Raw genomic sequence first — 23,963 nt, 5'->3', positions numbered from 1 at the left:
CTCAGCCCGCGTAGTCGCGCGCCAATCTCACCACCGTCACGCCGGGTTTGAGTTGCCGCAGCGACGGCATGACCAACGTGCAGCGGTCATACGGCGACACGATCGGCTGGCCATCCGCCCAGCCGATCACCGACCCCGCCTTGTCCAGCGTTTCCAGCCCCTGCCAGGGCTGCGAGAACGTCAGGTCCATCGACGGCGCCACCACGGCGTCGGTCACTTCCAGCACGCGCTGCGCGGCCGGGTCCGGCCGCAGCCAGCCGGCCGGGATGTCCGCCGCATCGACCACGCCCGACTCGACCAGCATGCGCGCCACCATGTCGCGCGCCACGTCGCGCGCGGCCGGGTCGCCATGAAAGCCGCATTCGATCAGCAAGGCGCAGGCGTCTTCACGCGCAGGGTCGCCGAACTGGGCGAAGTCGCGCATGCGCACGCCATCCTTGTGGCCCGCGTCCACGATCACGTGCTGCGGCGCCTTCAGGCGCCGCGCCAGCGCGATATTGCGCGGCAGCACGCCGGTCAACAGCAGCGGCGCGCCCGGCTCGTGCATCGAATGCAGGTCCAGCAGCCAATCGGCGCGTTCCACCCAGGGGCGCAGCTGCACGGCGCGTTGGCGGTCGACGCTTGTGGGGTTGTCCAGCCGCTTGGCGCTCCAGACCCGGTTCATGTCTTCGTCCACGAAACGCGAGGCGTCGTGGCGGGCCAGGTCGAACCGGTCAAAGGCCGGCAGGTTGCAGAACGCCAGCGTCAGGCTGCCGCGGCGCGGCCGCACGCCGGCCGCGAGCAGGTCTTTCAGCGCCCAGGCGCCGCACAGCTCGTTGCCGTGCACCAGCGCCGACAGCACCAAGGTGCGTCCGGGCACGCCGGAATCGAAATGCCAGACGCCTGGCGTGTCGGTATTGCCCATGCGCTCGGCGGCGAGGTCGGGTACGGAAAGCGTGAAATCCATCTTGTTATCTGCGTGATGACGGTGAAACGGGGGTGCGATGGCGCCTTACTGCGCCTCGATCTTGGCGGCCTTGACCAGGGCGCCGTACTTGCGGGTTTCTTCAGCCTGGTAGGCCACCGGGTCCAGGCCCGGTTGCGACAGCACGCCGCCCGCTTCCTGCATCTTGGCGCGGAACTGCTCCGACTTGAGCGTATCGGCCAGCGCCTCGCGCAGCTTGGCGGCCACGGGCTCGGGCAGGCCGGCGGGGCCGTACAGCGAGAACGACACGCTGATGTCCACCGACTCGAAGCCCGGGGTTTCGGCCAGCGCGGGCACGTCGGGCGCCACGGGCGAACGCTGCTTCTGCGTCACGCCCAGCGCCACGATCTTGTCGCCGCGCACTTGCGGCAAGCCCGAAGACAGCACCAGCATGCCGAAGTCCAGCTGGCCGCTCATCAGGTCGGTCACCAACGGCGACACGCCGCGATAGGGCACGTGTTCGGCGCGCGTGGCGGTGGACTGGTTGATCATTTCGCCGGCCAGGTGCAGCGTGGTGCCCACGCCCGACGAGCCATAGTTGAAGCTGCCCGGCTTGGCCTCGCGCAGTTTCTTCAGGTAGTCGGCCGCGGTCTTCACGCCCGAATTCTTGCTGGCCGCCAGCAGCATCGGCTGCGAGGCGATCACGCCCAGCGCCGTGAAGTCCTTGGCGCCGTCGTACTTGACCGCGTTGTTGATCATGCGGGCAATGACCATTTCGTTGGTCGAGCCGAGCAGCAAGGTGTAGCCGTCGGGTGCCGCGCGGGCCACGCGCTGCGCGCCGATGGTGCCGCCGGCCCCGCCGGCGTTTTCCACCACCACGCTCTGGCCCATGCGCTTGGCCAGTTCTTCGCCGAACAGGCGCGCGGTCAGGTCGACGCTGCCGCCGGCCGGGTAGCCGACGACCAGCGAAATGGGATGATCGGGGTAGCCGGCGGCCACGGCGGGCTGGGCCACGGCCAACGCCGATGCGGCACAGAACACGGCCAATGCGCCGCGCAGCGGATACGGTACGGATTTCATGAATTTCTCCCTGGGGTGCTGAGTCGGACGGCGGAGCCGCCTCGTTCGAATTTCGGGAGACATTTTGCGGCGCAGGCCAGGCCCGCTACGTGCCGAGTCGGCACATTCTGGTGCTAATTCGGCTCTCGGGCCAGCGCCCCGCCATGACAGCCGACGCTCAGGCCTTGCGATTGGCGGTGGCTTCCCAGGCCGCCTCGGCCAGATCCGCCAGGCGCGCCCGCGACCGGTACAGCCGCACCTCGAAGGCGATCTCGTCGCTGCGTCCGCCCAGGGACACCAGCGTGCCGCGGCGGCAATCGGCCGCCACCATCGACCAGGGCAGCCAGGCCACGCCCAGCCCCTTGGCCGCCGCGCCGTGCGCCGCGTCCAGCGAGTCGCTGCGTACGAACGGCGCCAGTGCGTAGGGCGTGGCTTCCAGCCGGTCGCCCAGAATGCGTTCCATCGACAGGCCGCCGGCATAGGTGATCAGCGGCACAGGCTGGCCGCCCTCGCCCAGCGTGTAGCGGGCGCGCCCGCGGCCGTCGGCCTGACTGACCGGCACCAGCTTGTCGGTGCCCAGCGTCATGTAGCGATAGCGCACGGGATTGAGCGGCATCGACAGGGCGGGATGCTCGTAGCAGCACAGCAGGTCCACCTTGCCCTGCTCCAGCCGCATCGCCATGTCTTCCATCTTGCCGGTGGAGATTTCCAGCTGGGTGCCGTCGACCAGTACCTTGGGTGCGCGGTGGCGCAGCCGCGCGATCCAGTCGGCCACCAGCGTGCGCGCCAGGCTGCGGCCGGTGGCGATGCGCAGCACCGCCTCGCCGCCCGCGCCCGAGCTGCGGATGCGATGCCGCACCAGCCCCATCTGCTCGACCACCTGCGTGGCCGTCTTGAGCAGGGCCTCGCCTTCGGCTGTGAGCGTGACGGGCACGCGCTGGCGTTCCACCAGCGGCGCGCCGGCCCAGGCTTCCAGGGCGCGGATGCGGCGCCCGAACGCCGGATGCGTCACGTGCCGCGCCTCGGCGGCGCGCACGAAGCTGCCGGTCTGCGCCAGCGCGATCAGGTCTTCCAGCAGCTTCAGGTCAGCCATGGCATGCGAGGCGTCGGCCTGACCGTCAGGCCGGCGCCAGACCCATCATCGCCAGGGTGGCGCGGGTCAGGTCGCTGTTCGGGTCTTCCAGCTCGTTCACCAGGTCGAAGTGATTGCACTGCGGCGTGGGGATGCGGGTGGCTTGCAGGCCGGCGCCCTTCCAGGCCCGTTCAAAGGCCTCGGTCTGGTTCTTGAAGCCTTGCGTTTCCAGCCCGCCCACCGCCAGCAGCATCGGGCCGGCGCGCTTGGGCAGGTGAAAGATCGGGCTCTGGTGCGCGGCCTGGTCGGGCGTGAGCTGCAGCCAGGTGTTGGGCAGGATGTCGCACAGCGGCCGCAGATCGAACAGGCCGCTCAGCGCCAGGGTGCCCTTGACCACGTCGTCGGGCACGCCATAGCGCGCCGGCCAGTCGGGCGCGGCGAGCATGCCGGCCAGTTGGCCGCCCGCCGAGCTGCCGCCCACGTAGATGCGGTCGCGGTCCACGCCATAGGCAGCCGCGTTGTGATACAGCCAGGCCAGCGCCGAACGCATTTCGCGCACCACTTCGCCCAGCGTGGCCTCGGGCACCAGCGTGTACTCAGGCACCGCCACTGCGGCACCGGCGTTGTTGAAGGCCTCGGCCATCACCGGCGCGTCTTCCTTGCGCTGTGCGCGCCAGTAGCCGCCATGGATGAACACGAACAGCGGTGCCGGCGTGCACGTGGCGGCGGGAAGGAACAGGTCCAGCCGTTCATCGTGTCCCATGCCGTAGCGCAGGTTCAGGAGACCGGGGCGGCGCGACTTCACCGCTGCGGCAGATTCCGCGTAGCGGCGCACGCAGGCGTCGAAATCCGGCACCGATTCCCGGGCGTTGTATTGCACCTCGCGCTCGGCGATGGTGGGAAAAAACAGATCGATATCCGCGTCACTCATTGATGGCCTGCCTGTCGTCCTGGGAAATGATGTGCTCGATGAACTGCGCTGTCTTGCGGTAATGCGCCGCCAGCATCGCCACCGAACGCTCGACGTCGCGCGAGATCGCGGCGTCCAGCAGCTGGCGATGTTCGTCGTCAACGTTGCGCTCGGGTCCGTAGGCCGTGGCGCCGGCACGCGCCGGGCGCCGGTAGCGTTCGGTCTGCGCGTACAGCTGCGTGGACAGGTCCAGCAGCCAATGCGAACGGCAGGCGCCGATCAACGCGTGATGGAAGTCCAGGTGGCGGGCCTCGAGCGATTCTTCGAGTTCCTGGCTGGGCGGCGAGGCTTCGCCCGCGCGCTGCGCCGCCAGCGTCAGCGCGTGGTACGCGCCCACCAGGCGCGTCTCCCAGGCATCGTCGGCATTGGCCAGCGACCGTCTCAAGGCGTCGCAATCGATCAGGATGCGCGTTTCACAGGCGTCCCACATCTCTTCGATCGACAGGGGCGCAATGCGAAAACCGCGCGAGGTCGTGGTGACCACCATGCGCTCGCTGCGCAGGCGGTTCAGGGCTTCGCGGATGGGAGAAAAACTGCTGCCGTAGCGCTGCTTGAGCAATTCCAGGCGCAGGGACTGGCCCGGCGCGAAGGCTCCGCTCATGATGTCGCGTCGAAGCAGGCGGTAGACCTGCTCGGACAGCGTGATTTCCTCTACCTCGGCGCTCCCGTCCGATCCGGGCTCGTCCAGGCGGGAGGCTTTGATTCTTGGCTTCAACGTGCTCTCCAGATGTCGGCGGCTAGCCGGCCGGCCCGGGGCCGGCGGCCCATTCTACTCGCGGGCCGACCGCCCTTGCCGGCGCGCATCGGGCTGCGGCTCGGCGGGCGCGGCCGACGAGGCCCAGTCGGGCTCCTCGCGGTTCAGATCGTCCTGGTCGTCATAGCGGGCCGCCTGCAGGGGCCGGCGGTTCACGCGCAGGTCGAACACGTCGAAGCGGTTGTAGTGGCCGGTGATGTCGTGCATCTGGCGCGGCTGGATGCAGCGTGACAGGTCGATGTCGGCATAGACGATGCCTTCGTCGTCGATCAGCGGTTCGCCGATCACGCGGCCGTCCGGCCCCAAGATCCCCGAAAACGCGCTGTTGCGGCGCGCCAGCGTCTCGCGGGCCTCGGGGTGGCTGGCGCTGATGGCGTCCTGGATCTCGGTCGAGATCGTCGAGCACGACACCACCGTGAACACCTTGCCTTCGAACGAATGGGCTGCTGCGCGCAGGCGGATGGCCTCGGCCATGTCGTAGTCGGGCGGCGCCACCGGCAGCGAGATATAGCTGGCCACGTGCACCATTTCGCCCTGCGCCAGCAGCGAAAAGCGCGCCAGCGTATTGGTGTTTTCACCGCAGGCCAGCCCGCCCAGCTTGCCGACCGAGGTGTCGTACACCCGCAGCGATTCGCCATCGCCGTGCGCCCAGGTCAGCTTTTCGGCCCAGGTCGGCACCAGTTTGCGATGGCGGCCCAGGATGCGGCCTTCGTCGTTGATGAACACCATGGTGTTGTAGATCGTGCCCACGCCAAAACGGCTGCGCTCGTTCACGCCCACCACCACGTTGATGCCGTGCTGGCGCGCGGCTTGCGCGATGCGGCGGATCTCGGGGCCGGGCAGCTCGATGGCGCTCTTGCAGAGCTTTTCAAACCACGGACTGCCCTGCACCGGGTTCATCACCCAGCTCCAGTACGGATAGGCCGAGATGAACACCTCCGGAAACGCCACCAGGCGGGCGCCCTGGCCGGCGGCCTCGGCGATCAGCGCGCAGGTCTTGTCGACCGTGGCGTCGGTGTCCAGGAAGACGGGGGCCGCCTGCACGGCAGCGGCCTTGAATTGGGGCAGATTCAGCATGATTTCGGTTCCTGTTGCGGGTCAGATACCCAGATAGCGCTGCGCCAGCTCGGGCTGCGCAGACAGTTCGGCCGGCTGGCCCGACCAGGCCACGCGGCCCTTGTCGACGATGTAGTGGCGGTCCACCAGCGTCGCCATCTCGGGCAGGTTCTTGTCGATCACCAGAATCGTCTGGCCTTCGGCCTTCAGGGTGCGCAGGCACCGCCAGATTTCCTGCCGGATCAGCGGGGCCAGCCCTTCGGTGGCCTCGTCCAGGATCAGCAGCTTGGGGTTGGTCATCAGCGCGCGGCCCACCACCAGCATCTGCTGTTCGCCGCCCGACAGCGTGCGCGACGATTGCCCGCGGCGTTCCTGCAAGCGCGGAAACAGCGCGTAGACGCGGGCCAGGTCCCAGCCGCCGGGTGCGGCGCGCGAGGTCGCCACCAGGTTTTCTTCCACCGTCAGCGACCCGAACACGCGCCGGCCCTCGGGCACCAGCCCCACGCCCAGCCGCGCCACCACGCTGGGCGCGGGCCGCGACAGCGTCTGGCCGCGAAACTGCACCTGCCCGCCGGTCGCCGGCAGCATGCCCATCAGCGTCTTGATGGTGGTGGTCTTGCCCATGCCGTTGCGGCCGATCAGCGAAATCACCTCGCCCTCGCCCGCCTCGAACGACATGCCGAACAGCACCTTGCTCGAGCCATAACCGCCCGTCAGGCCGTCAACCTTCAACATGTTCTTCTCCCAGGTAGGCGGCGCGCACGTCCGGATGGCGCCGCACCTCGTCGGGGGCACCGCTGAACACCACCTTGCCGTAGACCAGCACGCTGATGCGATCGGCCAGCGCGAAGACGGCGTCCATATCGTGTTCGACCAGCAGGATGCCGTAGTCGCCCTTCATGCCCAGCAGCAGCCGGGTCATGCGGGCCGATTCCTCAGGGCCCATCCCGGCCATGGGCTCGTCCAGCAGCAACAGCCGCGGTGAGCGCGCCAACGCCACCGCCAATTCCAGCTGGCGCTTTTCGCCATGGGCCAGGTCGGCCGTGCGCACGTGACGGCGCTCGGCCAGGCCCACGTGCGTCAGCCACTGCATCGCCTGTGCCTTCAGGCCCGCGTCGCGCCGCGGGTCGGACCAGGCGCCGAACGCCCGGCCGCCCTTGAGCATGCTCGATAGAATCACGTTTTCCAGCGCGGTGTATTCGTGGCACAGCTCGGTGATCTGGAACGATCGCCCCAGCCCCAGCCGGGCGCGTTCGAAGGCCCGCAGCGCGGTCACGTCGCGCCCTTCCAGGTGGATGGTCCCCGAGTCCGGCCGGATCTCGCCGCAGATCTGCGCGATCAGCGTCGACTTGCCCGCGCCATTCGGGCCGATGATGGCGTGAATCTCACCTGCCCGCACGTCCAGGTCGACCCCATTGGTCGCCACCACCGCGTCGAAGGCCTTGCGCAATCCGGATAGCTGCAACAGGGTTTGCGTGTCAGTCGGCATGACGCGTCTCCAACAAGCGACCGAAGAGGCCTTTCTGACCCCACAGCACCACCAGCACCAGGATCGGCCCCATGTACAGCAGCCAATGCTCGGTCAACGACGACAGCAGCTGCTCCAGCCCCAGGAACACGGCCGCGCCCGCAATCGGCCCCAGCAGCGTGCCCACGCCGCCCAGGATCACGATCGCCATCAGCTCGCCGGACTTGGTCCAGGCCGCCATGTCGGGCGTCACCAGCCCCGCGTAGTTCGCCCACAGCACGCCGGCCAGCCCCGTGCCCACCGCCGACAGCACGAAGGCGGAGAGGCGGTACGGCGTGGGCGCCACGCCCAGGTTCAGCGCGCGCCGCTCGCTCTGGCGCAGCGCTTGCAGCACCATGCCGAACCGCGAATTGACGATGCGGATGCACAGCAGCGTCCAGGCCACCAGCAGCGCCAGGCAGACGTAGTAGAACGTCACCGGGTTCTCCAGGTTCAGGCCCGGCAGCACATTGCGCTGCGCGATCATCAGGCCGTCGTCGCCGCCGTAGAACTGCAGCGACACCAGGATGAAATACACCATCTGGCCGAACGCCAGCGTAATCATGATGAACTGCACCCCGCGCGTGCGCAGCGCCAGGTAGCCGAACACCCAGCCCGCCAGCGCGCACACCACCAGCGCGATCGGCCACACCACCAGCGCGGCATTGCTGCCGGCCCAGCCGAACAGCGGGCCCGCCTCGGCCGTGTGGAACGCGATGATGCCCACCGCATAGCCGCCCAGCCCGAAGAACATCGCATGGCCGAAGCTGACCATGGCGCCGTAGCCGATCACGAGATCCAGGCTGACCGCCGCCAGCCCGTAGATCAGAAAGCGCGTCACCACGCCGATCAGGAACGGCGAACCCGAGGCCGCCGCGGCCCCCGGCAGCGCCAGCAGCAGGACCAGCCCGGCCAGCCCCCAGCGCGCGCGATTCGAAAGATTCATTGTCATCATCATCCCCGCGCCGGAAACAGCCCGCCCGGCTTGGCGATCAGCACGATCGCCATCAACACATAGATGCTGGCCGATGCCAGGCCCGCGGCCAGCGGGTCTGCCGTGGCCGGCGAGAACACCGCGCCCAGCAGCTGCGGCAGGAAGGCCCGCCCCATGCTGTCCACCATGCCCACCAGCAAGGCCCCCGCCAGCGCCCCGCGCACCGAGCCCACGCCACCGATCACGATCACGACGAAGGTGGTGATCAGGATGCGTTCGCCCATGCCGATTTCCACCGCCAGCAGCGGCGCGGCCATCACGCCCGCCAGACCGCACAAGATCGCACCCAGGCCGAACACCAGCGTGTAGAGCTTCTTGATGTCGATGCCCAGCGCGTCGACCATTTCACGGTCGTCGGCGCCGGCACGGATCAGCATGCCGATGCGTGTGCGGTTCACCAGCCACCACAGCCCCACCGCCACCAGCGCGCCGATGGCGATGAACGACAGGCGGATCAGCGGATACTGGAACCCCGGCGCCAGCGTCACCGCGCCTTCCAGGAACGACGGAATGCCCACCAGCGGCGGGCGCCGCCCGAAGATCAGGCTGACCGCCTCGTTCGAAAACAGCAGCAGGCCGAACGTGGCCAGCACCTGGTACAGGTGGTCGCGCTTGTACAGCTTGCGGATCACCAGCACCTCGACCGACAGGCCGTACAGCCCCGCCCCCAGCAACGCCGCCAGCACGCCCGCCAGGAACGAGCCGGTGGTGCCGATGGCGTAGGCCGCGCAGTACGCGCCCACCATGTAGAACGAGCCGTGGGTCAGGTTCACCACGCCCATGATCCCGAAGATCAGGGTCAGTCCGGCCGCGAGCAGGAACAGCATCGCGCCGAACTGCAGCCCGTTGAGCAACTGTTCAAAGAGCAAGGTCATGACGGCATCTTGCAGAATTGGGCGTAGGCGTCCTTGTCGTCCGACACCAGCTTGCGCACCAGATGCGGCGACAGCGCGCCGCTGGCGTCCTTTTCAATCTTCATCAGGTACAGGTCCTGCACCGGATGCTGGTTGGTGTTCATGCTGAACTTGCCGCGCAACGACGCGAATTCTGGCTTGCGCAGCGCGGCCCGGAACTCGGCCTGGCGCGACAGATCGCCGCCGGTGGCCTTGAGGCCCGCCCCGATCAACTGCGCGGTGTCGTAGGCCTGCATGGCGTAGTCCGTCGGCACGCGGCCGTAGGCCGCTTTGAATGCCGCCACGAAAGCCTTGGACTGCGGGTTGTCGAAGTCCACCGACCAGATGCCGGTGGTGTAGGCGCCCAGCGCCGCGTCGCCGGTGGCCTGGATCATGCGCGCATCCATCGAGAAGCTGGGCATCAGCATCGGAATGGTCTTGTTCAGGCCAGCCGCCGCGTACTGCTTGACGAAGTTGATGCCGGTGCCGCCCGGATGGAACTGGTAGACGGCTTCGGGCGCCAGCGACCGCAGGCGCGCCAGTTCCACCGAAAAGTCCGACTGATCCAGCTTGGTGTAGATCTCGGCCACCACCTCGCCCCTGTAGGTGCGCTTGAAGCCTTCGATGGCGTCGCGCCCGGCCTGGTAGTTGGGCGCCAGCAGCACGACCCGCTTGTAGCCAAGCTCGTTGGCGGCCACGCCGCCGGCCGTGTGGAAGGCGTCGTTCTGGTACGAGGCCACGAAGTAATTCTGGTCGCACTTCTCGCCCGCGAAACTGGACGGCCCGGGATTCAGGCTGACGTAGAAGGCGCCCGCCTTGACCACGCCCGGCGCCACCGCGGCCAGCACGTTCGAAAAATTCACACCGGTGAACAGCTTCACGCCCGATTGCAGCATCCGGTCGGCCGCCTGCTTGGCATTGGCCGGCTTCAGGCCGTCGTCCTCGATCACCAGCTGCACCGGCACCCCGCCCAGCGCGCCGCCGCCCTGCTTGATGGCCAGATTGAAGGCATCGCGTTCGTCTTCGCCGATGTAGCCCGCCGGCGTGGACAGCGTGGCGATGAAGCCGATCTTGACCGGGTCCGCGGCCTGCGCCGCGCCGCCCAGCGCCATGGCCATTGCGGCCGCCCATACTGTTTGCTTGATCATTGTTTTCCCCTTGGAGACCGCTGCGCCGGCCGCCCTTGCGGCCGGCGCCGGAATTCGCCTAGACCGCCACCACCGGATGCCGCAGCGTGCCGATGCCTTCCACGCACGCCACCACCACGTCGCCCGGCCACAGCCATTCCTGCGGCTTGCGGCCCGCCCCTACGCCTTCCGGCGTGCCGGTGGCGATGATGTCGCCCGGCTCCAGCGTGATGCCCGCACTGATGTCGGAAATCAGGAACGGCACCTTGAACAGCATGTGGCGCGTGTTCGAGCCCTGCTTCTTTTCGCCGTTCACCGTCAGCCACAGGTCCAGCACCTGCGGATCGGGAATCTCGTCGGCGGTGACGATGCACGGACCGAACGGCGCATAGGTGTCCTGGCCCTTGGAATAGATCCACTGGCCGGCGCGGCGGCAATCGCGCGCGCTCATGTCCAGCATCACGCTGTAGCCGAACACGTACGACAGCGCATCGGCCTCGGCCACGCGCGTGGCGCGCCGGCCCATGATCACCGCCAGTTCCACCTCCCAGTCCAGCTGCTGGGTAATCTTGGCGTTGTGCTCGATGGCGTCGCCCGGGCCGATCACCGTGGTGGGCGGCTTGGAGAAGATCACGGGTTGCTTGGGCAGGTCGGCCGACGTGTCCAGCGTGCGGCTCGATTCCACCACGTGCTCGACGTAGTTCAGGCCGATGCCGAAGATGTTCTTGCGCGGCCGCGGAATCGGCGCCAGCAGCTTCACGTTTTCCTGCGGCAGGGCGGCGCCCACGGGCCAATTGCCGCGGTAGGCCTCCAGCAGCCGCGACGCCTGCGCCACGGCCACCGGGCCCAGGTCGATGAAGGCCAGCATGTCGTCCGGCAGCGCCACGCCGCCGGCCTCGCCCAGGCGGGCCAGGTCGATCACATAGCCTTCGGCCAGCGCACCCAGGCGGGCGGCGGCGGTGGGATGGGCGCGAAAAGTTACCAAGCGCATAGGAACTCCAGGAAATTCAAGACGAGTTGAGACAGGCGCCCGGGTGGCCCCGGGCGGCGGATGAAGATTCAGAGAGGGGGGTGCCGCCGCTAGATCAGTTTCTGGTGGCCGCCGTTGTCCTTGACCGCCTCTTCGCGGTACAGGGCCAGCGATCGCATCACCGGCAGGTCGTTGAAGCAGAACAGGCAGGCATCGTCGTTGGACGACAGGTTGGCGTGCTCGTGCACGGCCCAGGACGGCACACAGAAGATGTCGCGTTCGGTCCAGTCGTAGCGCTTGCCATCGATGATCGAAAAGCCGCTGCCCTTGGCCACCTGGTAGATGAAGCTGCCGGTATGGCGGTGGGCCTGCGTGTGTTCGCCCGGCCGCAAGAGCTGCATGCTGGCGCCGATGGTGGGCATGACCGGCCCGCCCGTGGCCGGGTTCACGTAGTCCATCAGCACGCCGTCGTAAGGGCTGCCCGCCGACACCCGCGCGTGGCGGCGCAGCGCTTCGTAGGTGGGCTCCCATTCGTACTTGAACAGCGGCGAATAGGGTTTGGTCCAGCCCGACGCCTGCGGCCGCAGCGCGACGTTGCCCCAATTGGCGCTGGTGTCGTCCACCGGGTACGTCACCGTCTGGTTCAGGTCGGGATGCACCGCATAGAAGCCGGCCTCCAGCGCGTTGACCAGCGGAATGTCCAGGCCGTCCTGCCAGATGCAGGTGCTGCCGTTTTCGGCCACGCCATGCTCGTGCCAGGTGCCGTTGGGCGTCAGCACGAAATCGTTCGCGCCCAGCGTCATCTTGTGGCCATCCACCACCGTGAACGCGCCTGTGCCTTCCATGATGAAGCGCAGCGCCGAATGCGAATGCGCATGGGCCGACGCCAACTCGCCCGGCTGCATCACCTGCAGCCCCGAATAAAGCCAGCCCACCGCCGCGGCCACGTCGCGCCGGCCGGGGTTGTTCAGGTAGATCACCCGGCGGCCCGCCTCTTCGGGCGAGACCAGCTCGGCCGAGCGCAGCACGTGGCCCCGCAGTTCCTGGTAGCGCCACACGACTGGCACCGAGGCCGAACGCGGCGCCCAGGGCTCGATCTTGTTGGCGACCGTCCAGAGCGCGCCGGTCTCCAGGCGCGCCAGTTCCTCGTAGTAGGCGATGCGCTCCGGCGAATCCGCCACGTTGGCGCGGCCGGCGGTGCTTTCCCGGTAGGCGTCGTACCTGTTCGCTTCCATCCCTTGCCTCTTTTTATAAAACCTAAAAGATTTTCGAAAATATTAGAGGCGGGCGGGACTTTGGGCAATCTTTGCGCGCTAGGGGTTTTCCTGGGGCCGATGGGCCCGTCAAAAATTTACCTGCGCACTTGCTGAAAATACTGTACAAAAACACAGTGCAACATGCTACATTTCGCTCGCCCGAAAAACGTCGTCCAGGAGAATCCTGTGTCCGAAGCCGCTCATCTCGTCCAGTACATCGTCGTCCCCTACCGCGCTGCCGCCAACGGCGTGGCCCCCGGAGAAATCCGACCGGCCAGCAGCGAGTTCGGCGCCATCCGCATCGCCAACTCCATGGCCTCCAAGTTCGCCGGCGTGGCTGCCTACGAAGTCATGATCGACAAGGAAACCGGCGACATGGAATCGCCCCGCATCCTCGCCCAGATCGGCACCGTGCCGTCGCTGGACGACTGACCCTTCCCCTTTTCCGTCCCCTCAAACGGAAGCGCCACCGGCACCGCATTGCGGTGCCGGTGGCGCTTGGGCCTTCGGGCAGGCTGACTCATCCTGACCTGGGTTAGGGTGAGCGGACTGAGAGTGGAGCTAGGGAGGTGGCCGCTTTTTTCGCGTCTGTGGCCGGGTAAGACGCCCAGTCCGCTCAATGCAACCGCGGTCCGCCAAACCGGCGGCATGGCCGCCGGTTCGGCGGGTCCGGCTTCTCCACGGCGCGCACGATGCACGCGCCGCCGAGGCGCCGGACCGCGAGGCGTCGCTTAGAAGCGGTGACGCACGCCCACCAGGCCGACCGTGCTCTTCACACCGTCGATGAAGGCGAAGTTCGTGGCGTACGAAGCCAGCGCGTACAGGTTGGTACGCTTGGACAGGTTGTACGTGTAGCCCAGGCTGTAGATGTTCATCGTGGCATCGTCGCCGGTCAGAGCGGTGTTGTTGGCGTCAGCACGCTGCCACGAGGCCAGGATGCTGCTTGCGCCACCGATCGGGGCCGACAGGCCGACCAGGTACGAGTTCGACTTGAAGTCCTTGGCGACGACGTTGCTGCCGAAGCTCTTGGCCGTGGTCGAACCGCTGCCGAAGGCGTTGATGGCCTGGCCGGTGAACCAGCCGTCACGCGTCTGGCCGTAAGCCAGGGCCAGCTTGACCACTTCGAAGTCGTACGAACCGCCGATGATCCACTGCTTGGGCGACGAGTCGTTGGCGCCGGCAACCTGGTTGGCCAGGTTCAGCTGGTCGTACGACAGGGCCACGTTCAGCGGACCATTCACGTAGCGCACGCCGGCCGTGATGGCGCGGGTGTTGTCGGCGGTCTTGAAGCCGGTTTGCGCGGCGGTGGTGTCAGCCACGTTGAACGAGTAGCCCAGGCCGACCTGGAAGCCACCGAACGACGGGGTCGAGTACTGCACCATGTTGTCGTGACGGACCGTGTTGGCCGCGCCAAAGGCTGCGCCGACGTTGGCCTGGCCGTAGCTGGCGCCGAACGGATCGATCGCGCCGAAGTACTTCGAAGCGATGTTGGTCTGGCGGCCGAATTCCAGGAGGCCCCAGGAATCGCTCTTCAGGCCGACGGTGGCTTGGCGGCCGAACAGGCGGCTGCTCTGGCCCGACTGGCCGTTGGCCGAGTTGAAGCCGCTTTCCAGCGTGAAGACGGCGCTCAGGCCATCGCCCAGGTCTTCGGCGCCACGCAGGCCCCAACGCGAGCCGCTGGACACGCCGTTGGTCATGCCGACCTTCGATTCCTTGTAGCCATCGTTGCCCTTGATGCGCTGGAAGCCCACGCCCGTGTCGATCAAGCCGTACAGAGTCACCGAGGTATCAGCGTGCGCAACGCCAGACAGCGCGGCGAACAGGGCGGTGACGAACAAAGTCTTTTTCATTACAGATTCCCGTTAATTGAACAGACATGCGCTTGCGGGCGCCCCGCAACACCAGCGGCAACGCCGCGCATGACAGGAATGGATTCTAGGAACGCTATGTGTCAGTTTTCGGGACACAAGCGGAAACAGGTGACTCACCCTGAAATCATGGGCGATCTGTGGTGTATGGCCGACAGCGAAAACGCGTGGCGCGCCGCTGCATGGGGTGTCATGCGGGTGTGTTATTCAAGAGGCCTCGACGGCCCCCGCGCCCATCTGTCTCAATCTTCCCGCCAATTTGTCTCATCCCGCCGCACGCGTGGTTCTACGTGCGATACCCCGGTGTAAATTCTGCCGCACATTCAGGTCGGGCCGCGCCAGGCCGCATTGAATGACTTCCCGCAGACACTGATTTCACCGACGGTACAGGCCGAACATGCGCTCGAGAATTTCCAAGACAGCAACCCTTTTTGCGCTGGCCCTGGCCGGCATGAACGCCGGGGTCGCTGCCGCGCAGGACGCGCCCGGCCCCAAGGTCACCGATCCGCACTTCCAGCTGGCGGCCGGCTATATCCCGCCCAAGGAACTGCCCGACAGCCTGGAACTGCTCGGCCCCCCGCCCGCCAAGGGCAGCGCCGCGCTGGCCCGCGATGAAGAAGCCCGCACTGCCACGATCCCCTTACGCGGCAAGGCACGCGCCGGCCTGGCAAGGCTGGACGCCGATCTGCAGTTTCCGCAGCCGGCCGCGAACTTCTCGTGCGCGATGGGCATCGACATCAGCGAGACCACCACGCCGCGCCTGTTCGTGCTGATGCAGCGCGTGCTGACCGACGCCGGCCTGTCCACCTACGGCGTCAAGAACACCTACAACCGCACCCGTCCGTTTGTGGTGCACAACGAAGGCACCTGCTTCGCCGAACAGGAACCGCTGCTGCGCAACGACGGCTCCTATCCGTCGGGCCACACGGCCGCAGGCTGGGCCTGGGCGCTGGTGCTGGCCGAACTCAATCCTGAACGAACCAACGCGCTGCTGCGCCGCGGCCTGGAATTCGGCCAAAGCCGCGTCATCTGCAACGCCCACTGGCAAAGCGATGTCGACGCCGGCCGCACGATGGGCGCCGCCACGGTGGCCAAACTGCACACCAACGCCGAATTCCTGGCCGACATGGCTGCCGCTCGCCAGGAAGTGCTGGCGGCCAAGGCCAATGGCGCAGCGCCCAAACAGAACTGCGGTGTGGAAGACGCCGTCCTGTCGGCGCGTTGATCGGCGCGCATCGCCACGCCTTTCCAGACATTGCCTCATCAGGAAATCATGCGGTCTTTCGTCCCCACCTTGATCCTCGCCACTGCGCTGTCCGCCCTGTCCGGCGCGGCGTTGGCCGACAACCCGCTGCCCATCAGCCCGCTGCTCAAGGACAACGCCAACAGCGGCGACAGCTGGAGCGTCAGCGCCAGCCCCTATATCTGGGCCGCGAGCCTGAGCGGCAAGGCCGGCCAATTCGGCCAGCCGGCCAGCAAGATCGATTCCAGCTTCAGCAAGATCTTCAGCGACCTCGACCTGGCCTTCATGGGCGCCATCGAAGCCCGGCGCCAACGCGTCAGCCTGCTGGGCGATGTGATGTACAGCCGCCTGTCGGTCAGCGGCAAGAACCGCATCGGCGTGCTCAGCAAGGAAGTCGACATCACGTCCAAGTCGTTCTCCGGCTTTCTAGGGGCAGGCTACAGCGTGGCCGAATCCGATCGCGGCCACCTGGACGTCGTCGGCGGCGGGCGCCTCTGGTATGCCAGCACCGAGATTTCACTGAAGGGCGGACGGCTGGATGGCAAGGGCGAACGCGACAGCGCGACGTGGATCGACGCCGTCGTCGGCCTGCGCGGACGCTACATGCTGGACGACAGTTGGTTCGTGACCGGATGGGGCCTCGTCGGCGCGGGCCAGGCCCGGCTCGACTGGGACGCCACCGCGGCATTTGGCTACCAGTTCAAGAACAATTTTTCCGCGGTGCTGGGCTATCGCGCGCTGGGCGTGAACTACAACCGCAACGGCTTCATCTACAACGTGGTTCAGCAAGGCCCGATCATGGGCCTGGCCTACCGCTTCTGATCCGCGCCGTAGGCCGCGAAATGCTGCGATAGCTGGGGCGCCCCGCCAGTGATGGACACGGGCCAGTGTTCACGATCACGCGCGTCTTGCGGCGTCATGCCAAAGCGCTCGATGAACGCCTTGCGGAATTTTCCGGTATCCGAAAACCCCGTATCGGCGGCGATCCGCGCCGTAGCGACCGCGGCGCTTCGCGGATCGATCAATGCGGCGTAGGCGGCATCCAGCCGCTTGCTCTTGATGACATGGGCAATGCCGCCCAGATCCGCAAACGCGCGGTACAGGTGGGCACGCGAGACGCTGAAGCGCTGCATCAGAAGTTCGGGGCCCAGCTTCGGATCGGCCAGGTAGCGGTCGATGAAAGCCAGCGTGCGTGCGCGCAGCGCCCGTCCCAGCACAGACTGCGGCTCATCCTGGGCGGGGCCTGCCCCGGCCAGGCCCGCCGACAGCAAGGTCATCAGCGCTTCTTGCACCGCGACGTCCTCGCTGGCGGAAAGATCGCCGGATACCGCATGCAGCCCTTGCAGATAATCCACCAGCAGCCGCGTGATCGGCAGTCGGGGATCCAGCGCGAAACCGTGCAGGTCGCGCGCGCCCAGCAATTTATCGATGCTGGCGCGCGGCACCGTCGTGGCCAGGCGCACGCCCGCGTCCACCTCGCAGGCGTAGGGCCGCGACAAGTCGATGATGCAGATGCCCCCGGGCGCGGCCACGGCGTTGCGTCCGGCAAAATCGCCGCGGATCGAGCCGGCCACCAGCACGTGCACCAGATAGTGGTCGATGGGACTGCGGGCGATGGTCCAGCGGTCGCGCTTGTAGCGCTGGGCATTGAAGGCCGTAGACCCCAGCGTCAGGCCGGCCACGGTGCGGATGCGCATCGTGCCTTCCAGCGTCGCGGCCTCGTCATCGGCCATCGGCGTCGTGTCGCAGAACGGCCGCGTGACCTCGCGCCAATAGTCGTTGCGAAGCGCGGGCTCGACTGCGTCCGTGGAAATAAGGATATCCGTGGAGGCCATGATGAGGTCTTCTTCTTTGAGAGCGATCAACCGCAGGATAACCGACGCAGGTAGCTTTGCCGCCATGACGTGTGACTATCCGGGCACGGCGGCCCGCTTGAGCGCGACGCCCGATCGGTTAAAATCGCATTCACTCAAGCGCACTCGCGCTTACCCCGCCAGGACGACCTGGCCGGCGTGTCACTCCTAGGGACGACCCTGTCATCTTTCACGGAAAGAACAGCGATGCCCGTCCCCTCCTCTTCTGCACACCCCCCTCGCATCCCCAAGACCACCTGGCTGAAACTGGGCTGGGCCTGGCTGGTCGTGATTGCCTTCACCGTCTACGGCGGCACGTGGCTCGCGCAGCCGCTGACCCCGGTGGCCGCGATGCTCTGCTTCGCCGTCCTGTTCTTCACCATCATCGCGGCCTCGTTTGGCGTGGTGCACGAAGCGGACCTGCTGGCCCACAGGCTGGGCGAACCCTACGGCACGCTGATCCTGACACTGTCCATCGTCTCGATCGAAGTGATCCTGATCGCGTCGATGCTGCTGGGCCCGGGGGAATTTCCCACCATCGGCCGCGACTCGATCTTCGCGGTGATGATGATCATCCTGAACCTCGTCATGGGGCTCTGCCTGGTCGTGGGCGGCTTGAAGCACGGCGAACAGGAATACAACGCGCAAGGCGCCAACGCCTACTTGACGATGATCGTGCTGCTGACCGGCACCGCGCTCGTCCTGCCCAACTACCTGTCGGGCGCCGGCGAATTCACCACGCTGCAGGCCTGGACCATTGCCGCCATCACTGCCGGCCTGTATGCGGTGTTCCTGGGGTTGCAGATGGGCCGCGAAAAGCGGCTGTTCATCCAGCCGCCCGCGGGGCAGATGGCCGTGACTGCCGGTAGCGCGACCCCTGCGCCCAACGAGCCGACCAGCGAATCGGGCGACAACACCTCGATCTGGCGCAGCAGCGCGCTGCTGCTGGGCATGATCATCCCCATCGTGCTGCTGGCGCACCACCTGGCCATCGTCATCGACTACGGCGTGGTCACGGCCGGCGCGCCCATCGCCGTCAGCGGCGTGCTGATCGCCATCATCGTCTTCACCCCGGAATCACTGACCGCGATCAAGGCCGCGCGCAGCAATGAAATGCAGCGCTCGGTCAACCTGTGCCTGGGCGCCTTCGTGTCGACCGTCGGCCTGACCGTCCCCGCCGTGCTCGTCATCGGCCTGGTGACCGGCAAGCAGGTCGTCATGGGCATATCGATGCTGGAAACGGGTTTGCTGGGGCTGACGGTGCTGCTGGGCATGCTGTCTTTCAATGGCCAGCGGACGTCCGTCATGCAGGGTGCGATGCACCTGGCATTGTTTGCGGTGTACGGCTTTTTATTATTCAACCCCTGAAGCGGGTGAAGCGAAATCGCTGACGTTGAACGCGCGCCCGATATTCGTCATGGCAACGAACCGCCAGCTTCAGTATTGCGACGACCAGGCAGCATGCATCGGCCACGGCATATTCGAGTCTGGCTCGAAACGGCGAAGACAGGGCTTGAATAAAGCTGGAGGGGGACTTGCAGGGAGGGGGGTAAAGCGCAGAGGTGGCGCGCCCGACAGGAATCGAACCTGTATCAAGAGCTTCGGAAACTCTCATTCTATCCATTGAACTACGGGCGCAGCGCAAGGAGGCGGTATTGTACCTAGTTTTGCGCAATCTGCATGAAGCAGATCAAAGCATAGGGAAAACTCCGCGAAAACCCGTGTCCGGGGGTTGGACGCGTGTCCATGACACCGTTATATAATCCAGCGTTTGCTTGCAAGGCGGTCTGCTTTTGCCGCCCTTTGTGCAGTACTGATTTTCTGTTGCCGCCGCCAGGCGCCCCCGGTACCCGTTAGCAGGATTTGGTCATGAGCAACGAGCAGGAACACATAGAAGAGCACTCCTCCCCCATCAAGACCCCGAAGCAACTGGTCGTCACCATCGTCCTATCCTTCGTGGTGCCCATCGCGATCATCATCCTGTTGGTGAATCTGGTCGTATCAGGCACCAAGGTAGGCGCCGGCTCGGACACCCTGTCCAACGAAGCCGTCACCAAACGCATTGCCCCAGTCGCCGGTTTCGATCTGGTCGACGCCAACGCCCCCAAGGTCTTCAAGACGGGCGAACAAGTCTTTGCCGCCGTCTGTACGGCCTGTCATACCGCCGGCGTGGCGGGCGCCCCCAAGATCGGCGACAACTCCGCTTGGGCGCCCTTCATCCAGTCCGGCTTTGACGCCATGATGAACGTGGCCCTGCATGGCAAGGGCGGCATGCCCGCCAAGGGCGGCAACCCCACGCTGTCCGACTACGAAGTGGCCCGTGCCGTGGTCTACATGGCCAACAAGTCCGGCGGCTCGCTGCCCGAACCAGCCGCCCCCGCGGAAGAAGGCGCCAAGAAGGAAGCCGACGCCACGCCGGCCGCGGCGCCCGCTGCCCCTGCTGCTGCACCCGCTGCTGCTGCACCCGCTGCGGCCGCCCCTGCTGCCGCCGCCGCTGCGCCGGCTCCTGCTGCCACACCGGCCCCCGCGCAGTCCACCGCTGCCGTCAATCCGGCCGGCGAAAAGCTCTACAAGAGCGTCTGCTTCGCCTGTCACGCCACCGGCGTGGCCAACGCGCCCAAGTTCGGCGACAAGGCCGCCTGGGACCCTTACATCAAGACCGGCATGGACGCGATGGTCAAGGTCGCCATGCAAGGCAAGCCGCCGATGCCCCCCAAGGGCGGCGCGGCCAACGCCTCGGAAGACGACATCCGTGCGGCGGTGCAGTACATGGTGGACGCCGCCAAGTAAGGCCGCATCCACGCCACGCCCCGCGGCGCACGCAGGGCGCCTGGCACACCAGGCCCCCGCAAGAAAAAGCCCTTCGAGAAATCGAAGGGCTTTTTACATGGCGCACAGCCCACCGGGGATCAGTCGGCGGCGGACGCCTTCAGCAACGACATGCCCAACTGCACGCGGCGCTGCAGCCACAGGCTGGGGCGATAGCGCGGGTCGCCCGTGACGCGCTGCATGCTCTTGAGGATTTCCAGGATGCGCTCGGCGCCCAGGGCATCGCCCAGCGCCAGCGGCCCCACCGGATAGCCCAGGCCCAGCGTCACGGCACGGTCGATATCCTCGGGCGTGGCAATCTGCTGCTGCGCGATGTCGGCGGCAATGTTGACGATCATGGCCACGATGCGCTGGGCCACGAAACCCGGCGAATCCTGGATCACCGACACCGGCACGCCATCGCCCGCCAGCAACGCATGGGCGGCATCGCGCCACTTGTCCTGCGTGGCCGGCGACACCATGATGCTGCGGCGGCGCGCCGTGTCAAAGGCCTGCAGCGTATCCAGGCCCACGGTGCGCGAGGCATCCAGGCCCTGCGCCGACACCGTGGTGGACACGTCTTCGCCAAAGGGCGTGACGATGATGAGCGCGTCCGCGGCCGGCGATGCGCCCGACACCAGCGGCGCACCCAGCTTTTCCAGCAGCGCCGTGGCGCGTGCATAGCCCTCGGGATGCCTGGGGCTGATCCAGACCTTCAGGCCCTGCGGCAACGCCGGCACGGGCGGCTCGGCGGGCACCTGCTTCTGGCCGTCGACATAGGTGTAGAAACCTTCGCCAGCCTTGCGGCCGATCAGGCCACCGGCCAGGCGCACGGTGGTGATGGGCGACGGACGGAAGCGCGGCTCGTCGAAGAACTGGCGATAGATCGATTCCATCACCGGGTGCGAGACATCCAGCGCGGTCAGGTCCAGCAGCTCGAACGGGCCCATGCGAAAACCGGCCTGCTCGCGCATGATGGCATCCACCTGCGCGAAGGTCGCCACCGATTCCTGCGCCACGCGCAGGCCTTCGGTGTTCATGCCACGGCCCGCATGGTTGACGATGAAGCCGGGCATGTCCTTGGCGCGCACGGGCGTATGACCCATGCGGCGCGCCAGCTCGGCCAGCGCGTCGCCGGTTTCGGGCGCGCTGCGCAGGCCGTCGATCACCTCGACGACCTTCATCAGCGCCACCGGGTTGAAGAAGTGATAGCCCGCCACGCGCTGCGGCCGCTTGCACGCCGCGGCGATGGCGGTGATGGACAGCGACGACGTATTCGAGGCCAGGATGCAGTCATCGGCCACCACGCCTTCCAGCGCGGCAAACAGGTCACGCTTGACGTCCAGGCGCTCGACGATGGCTTCGACCACCAGCTGGCACTGCGACATATCGGTCAGCGCCGTGGCCGATTCGACACGGTCCAGCGCGGCCTGCGCATCCGCGGCCGACAGCTTGCCCTTCTGGGCCAGCTTGTCCCAGGTCTGGCGCAGCGATTCGCGCGCCGCCGCCACCGCATCGGCGCTGGTGTCGTACAGGCGCACGCGCAGACCGGCTTGCGCCGCGATCTGGGCAATGCCCCGCCCCATGGCCCCGGCGCCCACGACGCCGATGGTTTGAATCTCCGTCATCAACTCTCTCCTGCCTGTAATGGGAATAGTGTTCGCGCGCCGCGGCGCTTGCTGCCACGCGGCGGCAAGCGCCGCGCGGCCCTATGAATCAGGCCTGGCCCTGGGCCAGCGCCTGGATTTCTTCGGCGGACAAGCCCAGCTTTTCAGCCAGCACCTGCGCCGTGTGCTCGCCCAGCATGGGCGGCGGACGCCGGTATTGCACCGGGCTGCCCGAGAACTTCAGCGGACTGGCCGCCATGGGCACCGTGCCGGCCACCGGATGCGGCAGCTCGCGCTTCATGCCGCGCGCCAGCACCTGCGGATCTTCATAGACCTGGTCCAGCGTATTGATGGGCCCGGCCGGCACGCCCACGCCTTCCAGCGCTGCCAGCCAGTAATCGCGCGCCCCCGTGGCCATGCGCTCGACCAGCAAGGGCACGAGTGCTTCGCGGTTCTTCACGCGCTGAGGATTGGTGGAAAACCGCGGATCCGCCGACAGCTCGGGCAAGCCGATGGCGCCGCAATAGTTGCGGAACTGGCTGTCGTTGCCCACGGCCACGATCAGGTGGCCATCACTGGCCGCAAAGACCTGATACGGCACCAGGTTCTGGTGCGCATTGCCGGCCCGCCGCGGCGCGTTGCCGGAGGTCATGAAGTTCAGATTCTGGTTGGCCATCATGGCCACCTGGCAATCGAGCAGCGCCATGTCGATGTGCTGCCCCAGCCCGCTGACCGAACGTTCATGCAGCGCCGCCAGGATGCCCACGGTGGAATACATGCCGGTCATCAGATCCGCCACCGCCACGCCCGCCTTCTGCGGCCCGCCGCCTGGCAAATCATCGCGTTCGCCGGTGATGCTCATCAGCCCGCCCATGCCCTGGATCATGAAGTCATAGCCCGGACGGCTGGCATAAGGCCCGGTCTGGCCAAAGCCGGTGATGGAGCAATAGATGAGGCGCGGATTGATTTCCTTGAGGCTGTCGTAATCCAGCCCATATTTGGAAAGCCCGCCGACCTTGAAGTTTTCAACCAGGATGTCGCTCTGCAACGCCAATTCGCGCACCAGCTCGGCCCCACGCGGCGACGCGATGTCGAGCGCGACCGAAAACTTGTTGCGATTGGCAGACAGGTAGTAAGCCGCCTCGCTGGTGTCATTGCCCGCCGCATCCTTGAGATACGGAGGCCCCCAGGCGCGCGTGTCATCGCCCGCGCCGGGCCGTTCGATCTTGATGACCTCGGCCCCAAGATCAGCCAAGTTCTGCGTGCACCAAGGACCCGCCAACACACGAGTCAAATCCAACACACGCACACCAGTAAGAGGAGCAGGACGTTGCGACATTTTTTATCTATTCGCGGCAAGAGTGATAGGTTAGGGGGGATATTAGCCGGTGGGGGCTTTGTGTGGCTTTTTGGGTGGTCGAGTGGCGGACGGTTGATTGCTTGAGTTTAGGTTCTTGAGACGCTCTGCGGCGTGTGGCCGGGGGGACGCGGGGCTACGATTGCGGTCCGGAGCCTTCGCTCCGGACTGCCCCGTCCTCATCCTCGTACGCCTTCGGCTCCCTACGGATTCCGTCGGGCGCATCTACACGCCCCGCGTCCCCCCGGCCACACGCCACAGAGCTGCATCAGTTGCAATTTGACGTCGGCTGGGGCGGGCGGTGTGCTTGGCATTTTTATGTCGAACTAGGGGAGTGGGCGGGGTGGGACGGTGCCCGCCTCGTGCCGGCCGCGCGGGCGGCCTTACGAGGCTTACGCGGCGTCTTGCGTGCACCAATGACGCTCTCGCGCATAGGTGAGGCTGCTGTTCTCGAGCGGCGCGGATGCCGTGGCGTTCCACATGAACATACAGCGCCCGATGGGCGGCGCGCGAGACAGTCACCCCGCGCAAACCAGTACCTGCCGCGCCGCCCATCACCGCCCCTCCCCCCTGACGGGGAAACCATTAGAAAACCCATCTCCATAAGCGCGAAGCGCCCCCACAACACGGTCCACAACGCGAATGCCAAACGTGGCCGCCCGCGC

Annotated in this window: 22 protein-coding genes and 1 tRNA gene; 5 read left to right on the top strand and 18 right to left on the bottom strand. The window is 66.7% G+C overall.

All coding sequences use genetic code 11. The annotated features are described in order from the left end of the window. Nucleotide 1: 1 nt before the first annotated feature. The 13 genes from U858_RS0102070 to U858_RS0102010 all read right to left on the bottom strand — a co-directional run bounded on the left by U858_RS0102070 (nt 2) and on the right by U858_RS0102010 (nt 12,541). The gene (locus tag U858_RS0102070; RefSeq protein WP_025135535.1) at nt 2-946 is read right to left on the bottom strand and encodes a succinylglutamate desuccinylase/aspartoacylase family protein; all 945 of its coding nucleotides are present in this window, start codon (nt 944-946) and stop codon (nt 2-4) included. Nucleotides 947-991: 45 nt separating this feature from the next. Further along, entirely contained in the window at nt 992-1,984 is a 993-nt protein-coding gene (locus tag U858_RS0102065; protein ID WP_025135534.1) for a tripartite tricarboxylate transporter substrate binding protein, read from the bottom strand. A 157-nt stretch (nt 1,985-2,141) separates the two neighbouring features. Then, a complete protein-coding gene (locus U858_RS0102060; RefSeq protein ID WP_025135533.1) occupies nt 2,142-3,056 on the bottom strand; it encodes a LysR family transcriptional regulator in 915 nt (304 codons plus the stop codon). A 25-nt stretch (nt 3,057-3,081) separates the two neighbouring features. Next, a complete protein-coding gene (locus U858_RS0102055) occupies nt 3,082-3,966 on the bottom strand; it encodes an alpha/beta hydrolase (RefSeq protein ID WP_025135532.1) in 885 nt (294 codons plus the stop codon). Next, nucleotides 3,959-4,720, bottom strand: coding sequence for a GntR family transcriptional regulator (locus tag U858_RS0102050; protein WP_025135531.1), 762 nt, complete (start codon nt 4,718-4,720; stop codon nt 3,959-3,961). The genes U858_RS0102055 and U858_RS0102050 overlap by 8 nt, the downstream gene beginning before the upstream one ends. 54 nt (nt 4,721-4,774) lie before the next feature. After that, nucleotides 4,775-5,836, bottom strand: a complete 1,062-nt coding sequence (locus U858_RS0102045; RefSeq protein ID WP_025135530.1) for a carbon-nitrogen hydrolase family protein — start codon at nt 5,834-5,836, stop codon at nt 4,775-4,777. Between the two features lie 21 nt (nt 5,837-5,857). Further along, nucleotides 5,858-6,550: an ABC transporter ATP-binding protein gene (locus U858_RS0102040; protein WP_025135529.1), complete on the bottom strand. Its 693-nt coding sequence runs from the start codon at nt 6,548-6,550 to the stop codon at nt 5,858-5,860. Continuing rightward, nucleotides 6,537-7,304, bottom strand: a complete 768-nt coding sequence (locus U858_RS0102035; RefSeq protein WP_025135528.1) for an ABC transporter ATP-binding protein — start codon at nt 7,302-7,304, stop codon at nt 6,537-6,539. Before U858_RS0102035 ends, U858_RS0102040 begins: the two co-directional genes overlap by 14 nt. Beyond that, nucleotides 7,294-8,277: a branched-chain amino acid ABC transporter permease gene (locus U858_RS0102030; protein WP_232786473.1), complete on the bottom strand. Its 984-nt coding sequence runs from the start codon at nt 8,275-8,277 to the stop codon at nt 7,294-7,296. Before U858_RS0102030 ends, U858_RS0102035 begins: the two co-directional genes overlap by 11 nt. Then, the gene (locus U858_RS0102025) at nt 8,277-9,191 is read right to left on the bottom strand and encodes a branched-chain amino acid ABC transporter permease (RefSeq protein WP_025135526.1); all 915 of its coding nucleotides are present in this window, start codon (nt 9,189-9,191) and stop codon (nt 8,277-8,279) included. The genes U858_RS0102030 and U858_RS0102025 overlap by 1 nt, the downstream gene beginning before the upstream one ends. Continuing rightward, on the bottom strand, nt 9,188-10,357 hold the full coding sequence (locus U858_RS0102020; RefSeq protein WP_025135525.1) for an ABC transporter substrate-binding protein: 1,170 nt from the start codon (nt 10,355-10,357) through the stop codon (nt 9,188-9,190). Before U858_RS0102020 ends, U858_RS0102025 begins: the two co-directional genes overlap by 4 nt. Before the next feature lie 58 nt (nt 10,358-10,415). Further along, nucleotides 10,416-11,327, bottom strand: coding sequence for a fumarylacetoacetate hydrolase family protein (locus tag U858_RS0102015; RefSeq protein ID WP_025135524.1), 912 nt, complete (start codon nt 11,325-11,327; stop codon nt 10,416-10,418). Nucleotides 11,328-11,416: 89 nt separating this feature from the next. Beyond that, a complete protein-coding gene (locus tag U858_RS0102010; protein ID WP_025135523.1) occupies nt 11,417-12,541 on the bottom strand; it encodes a cupin domain-containing protein in 1,125 nt (374 codons plus the stop codon). Between the two features lie 207 nt (nt 12,542-12,748). Here U858_RS0102010 and U858_RS0102005 point away from each other — a divergent pair, with 207 nt between their 5' ends. Next, on the top strand, nt 12,749-12,994 hold the full coding sequence (locus U858_RS0102005) for a hypothetical protein (RefSeq protein ID WP_025135522.1): 246 nt from the start codon (nt 12,749-12,751) through the stop codon (nt 12,992-12,994). Nucleotides 12,995-13,293: 299 nt separating this feature from the next. On the opposite strand, the gene U858_RS0102000 is transcribed toward U858_RS0102005, so the two are convergent. Continuing rightward, nucleotides 13,294-14,412: a porin gene (locus U858_RS0102000; protein ID WP_025135521.1), complete on the bottom strand. Its 1,119-nt coding sequence runs from the start codon at nt 14,410-14,412 to the stop codon at nt 13,294-13,296. 415 nt (nt 14,413-14,827) lie between these two features. Here U858_RS0102000 and U858_RS0101995 point away from each other — a divergent pair, with 415 nt between their 5' ends. Beyond that, nucleotides 14,828-15,655: a phosphatase PAP2 family protein gene (locus U858_RS0101995; RefSeq protein ID WP_029953458.1), complete on the top strand. Its 828-nt coding sequence runs from the start codon at nt 14,828-14,830 to the stop codon at nt 15,653-15,655. 48 nt (nt 15,656-15,703) lie between these two features. After that, nucleotides 15,704-16,495 carry a hypothetical protein gene (locus U858_RS0101990; RefSeq protein ID WP_025135519.1) on the top strand — a complete coding sequence of 264 codons (792 nt, stop codon included), beginning with the start codon at nt 15,704-15,706 and terminating at the stop codon, nt 16,493-16,495. Here U858_RS0101990 and U858_RS0101985 read toward each other — a convergent pair. Then, nucleotides 16,483-17,508, bottom strand: coding sequence for a helix-turn-helix domain-containing protein (locus U858_RS0101985; RefSeq protein ID WP_025135518.1), 1,026 nt, complete (start codon nt 17,506-17,508; stop codon nt 16,483-16,485). The genes U858_RS0101990 and U858_RS0101985 overlap by 13 nt on opposite strands. A gap of 225 nt (nt 17,509-17,733) precedes the next feature. Here U858_RS0101985 and U858_RS0101980 point away from each other — a divergent pair, with 225 nt between their 5' ends. Further along, entirely contained in the window at nt 17,734-18,894 is a 1,161-nt protein-coding gene (locus U858_RS0101980) for a calcium:proton antiporter (protein ID WP_025135517.1), read from the top strand. A gap of 195 nt (nt 18,895-19,089) precedes the next feature. Here U858_RS0101980 and U858_RS0101975 read toward each other — a convergent pair. Further along, nucleotides 19,090-19,164, bottom strand: a tRNA-Arg gene (locus U858_RS0101975). A 231-nt stretch (nt 19,165-19,395) separates the two neighbouring features. On the opposite strand from U858_RS0101975, the gene U858_RS0101970 reads away from it, so the two are divergent. After that, the gene (locus U858_RS0101970; RefSeq protein WP_025135516.1) at nt 19,396-20,316 is read left to right on the top strand and encodes a cytochrome c5 family protein; all 921 of its coding nucleotides are present in this window, start codon (nt 19,396-19,398) and stop codon (nt 20,314-20,316) included. 119 nt (nt 20,317-20,435) lie between these two features. Here the strand turns inward: U858_RS0101970 and U858_RS0101965 are convergent, their stop codons facing one another. Both U858_RS0101965 and U858_RS0101960 read right to left on the bottom strand, forming a co-directional pair. Beyond that, nucleotides 20,436-21,962, bottom strand: coding sequence for a 3-hydroxyacyl-CoA dehydrogenase (locus U858_RS0101965; RefSeq protein WP_025135515.1), 1,527 nt, complete (start codon nt 21,960-21,962; stop codon nt 20,436-20,438). Between the two features lie 88 nt (nt 21,963-22,050). Beyond that, nucleotides 22,051-23,280 carry a CaiB/BaiF CoA-transferase family protein gene (locus U858_RS0101960; RefSeq protein ID WP_025135514.1) on the bottom strand — a complete coding sequence of 410 codons (1,230 nt, stop codon included), beginning with the start codon at nt 23,278-23,280 and terminating at the stop codon, nt 22,051-22,053. Nucleotides 23,281-23,963 lie beyond the last annotated feature (683 nt).

The sequence above is a fragment of the Achromobacter sp. DH1f genome (assembly GCF_000633435.1).
Taxonomy (GTDB): domain Bacteria; phylum Pseudomonadota; class Gammaproteobacteria; order Burkholderiales; family Burkholderiaceae_B; genus Achromobacter; species Achromobacter deleyi.
This window is presented reverse-complemented; position numbering and strand designations above follow the sequence as displayed.

Bases quoted from the DNA above. Each gene is read 5' to 3' on its own strand.
- U858_RS0102070 (WP_025135535.1), bottom strand. From the start codon at position 946: ATGGATTTCACGCTTTCCGTACCCGACCTCGCCGCCGAGCGCATGGGC.
- U858_RS0102065 (WP_025135534.1), bottom strand. From the start codon at position 1,984: ATGAAATCCGTACCGTATCCGCTGCGCGGCGCATTGGCCGTGTTCTGT.
- U858_RS0102060 (WP_025135533.1), bottom strand. From the start codon at position 3,056: ATGGCTGACCTGAAGCTGCTGGAAGACCTGATCGCGCTGGCGCAGACC.
- U858_RS0102055 (WP_025135532.1), bottom strand. From the start codon at position 3,966: ATGAGTGACGCGGATATCGATCTGTTTTTTCCCACCATCGCCGAGCGC.
- U858_RS0102045 (WP_025135530.1), bottom strand. From the start codon at position 5,836: ATGCTGAATCTGCCCCAATTCAAGGCCGCTGCCGTGCAGGCGGCCCCC.
- U858_RS0102040 (WP_025135529.1), bottom strand. From the start codon at position 6,550: ATGTTGAAGGTTGACGGCCTGACGGGCGGTTATGGCTCGAGCAAGGTG.
- U858_RS0102035 (WP_025135528.1), bottom strand. From the start codon at position 7,304: ATGCCGACTGACACGCAAACCCTGTTGCAGCTATCCGGATTGCGCAAG.
- U858_RS0102030 (WP_232786473.1), bottom strand. From the start codon at position 8,277: ATGATGACAATGAATCTTTCGAATCGCGCGCGCTGGGGGCTGGCCGGG.
- U858_RS0102025 (WP_025135526.1), bottom strand. From the start codon at position 9,191: ATGACCTTGCTCTTTGAACAGTTGCTCAACGGGCTGCAGTTCGGCGCG.
- U858_RS0102020 (WP_025135525.1), bottom strand. From the start codon at position 10,357: ATGATCAAGCAAACAGTATGGGCGGCCGCAATGGCCATGGCGCTGGGC.
- U858_RS0102015 (WP_025135524.1), bottom strand. From the start codon at position 11,327: ATGCGCTTGGTAACTTTTCGCGCCCATCCCACCGCCGCCGCCCGCCTG.
- U858_RS0102010 (WP_025135523.1), bottom strand. From the start codon at position 12,541: ATGGAAGCGAACAGGTACGACGCCTACCGGGAAAGCACCGCCGGCCGC.
- U858_RS0102000 (WP_025135521.1), bottom strand. From the start codon at position 14,412: ATGAAAAAGACTTTGTTCGTCACCGCCCTGTTCGCCGCGCTGTCTGGC.
- U858_RS0101995 (WP_029953458.1), top strand. From the start codon at position 14,828: ATGCGCTCGAGAATTTCCAAGACAGCAACCCTTTTTGCGCTGGCCCTG.
- U858_RS0101990 (WP_025135519.1), top strand. From the start codon at position 15,704: ATGCGGTCTTTCGTCCCCACCTTGATCCTCGCCACTGCGCTGTCCGCC.
- U858_RS0101985 (WP_025135518.1), bottom strand. From the start codon at position 17,508: ATGGCCTCCACGGATATCCTTATTTCCACGGACGCAGTCGAGCCCGCG.
- U858_RS0101980 (WP_025135517.1), top strand. From the start codon at position 17,734: ATGCCCGTCCCCTCCTCTTCTGCACACCCCCCTCGCATCCCCAAGACC.
- U858_RS0101970 (WP_025135516.1), top strand. From the start codon at position 19,396: ATGAGCAACGAGCAGGAACACATAGAAGAGCACTCCTCCCCCATCAAG.
- U858_RS0101965 (WP_025135515.1), bottom strand. From the start codon at position 21,962: ATGACGGAGATTCAAACCATCGGCGTCGTGGGCGCCGGGGCCATGGGG.
- U858_RS0101960 (WP_025135514.1), bottom strand. From the start codon at position 23,280: ATGTCGCAACGTCCTGCTCCTCTTACTGGTGTGCGTGTGTTGGATTTG.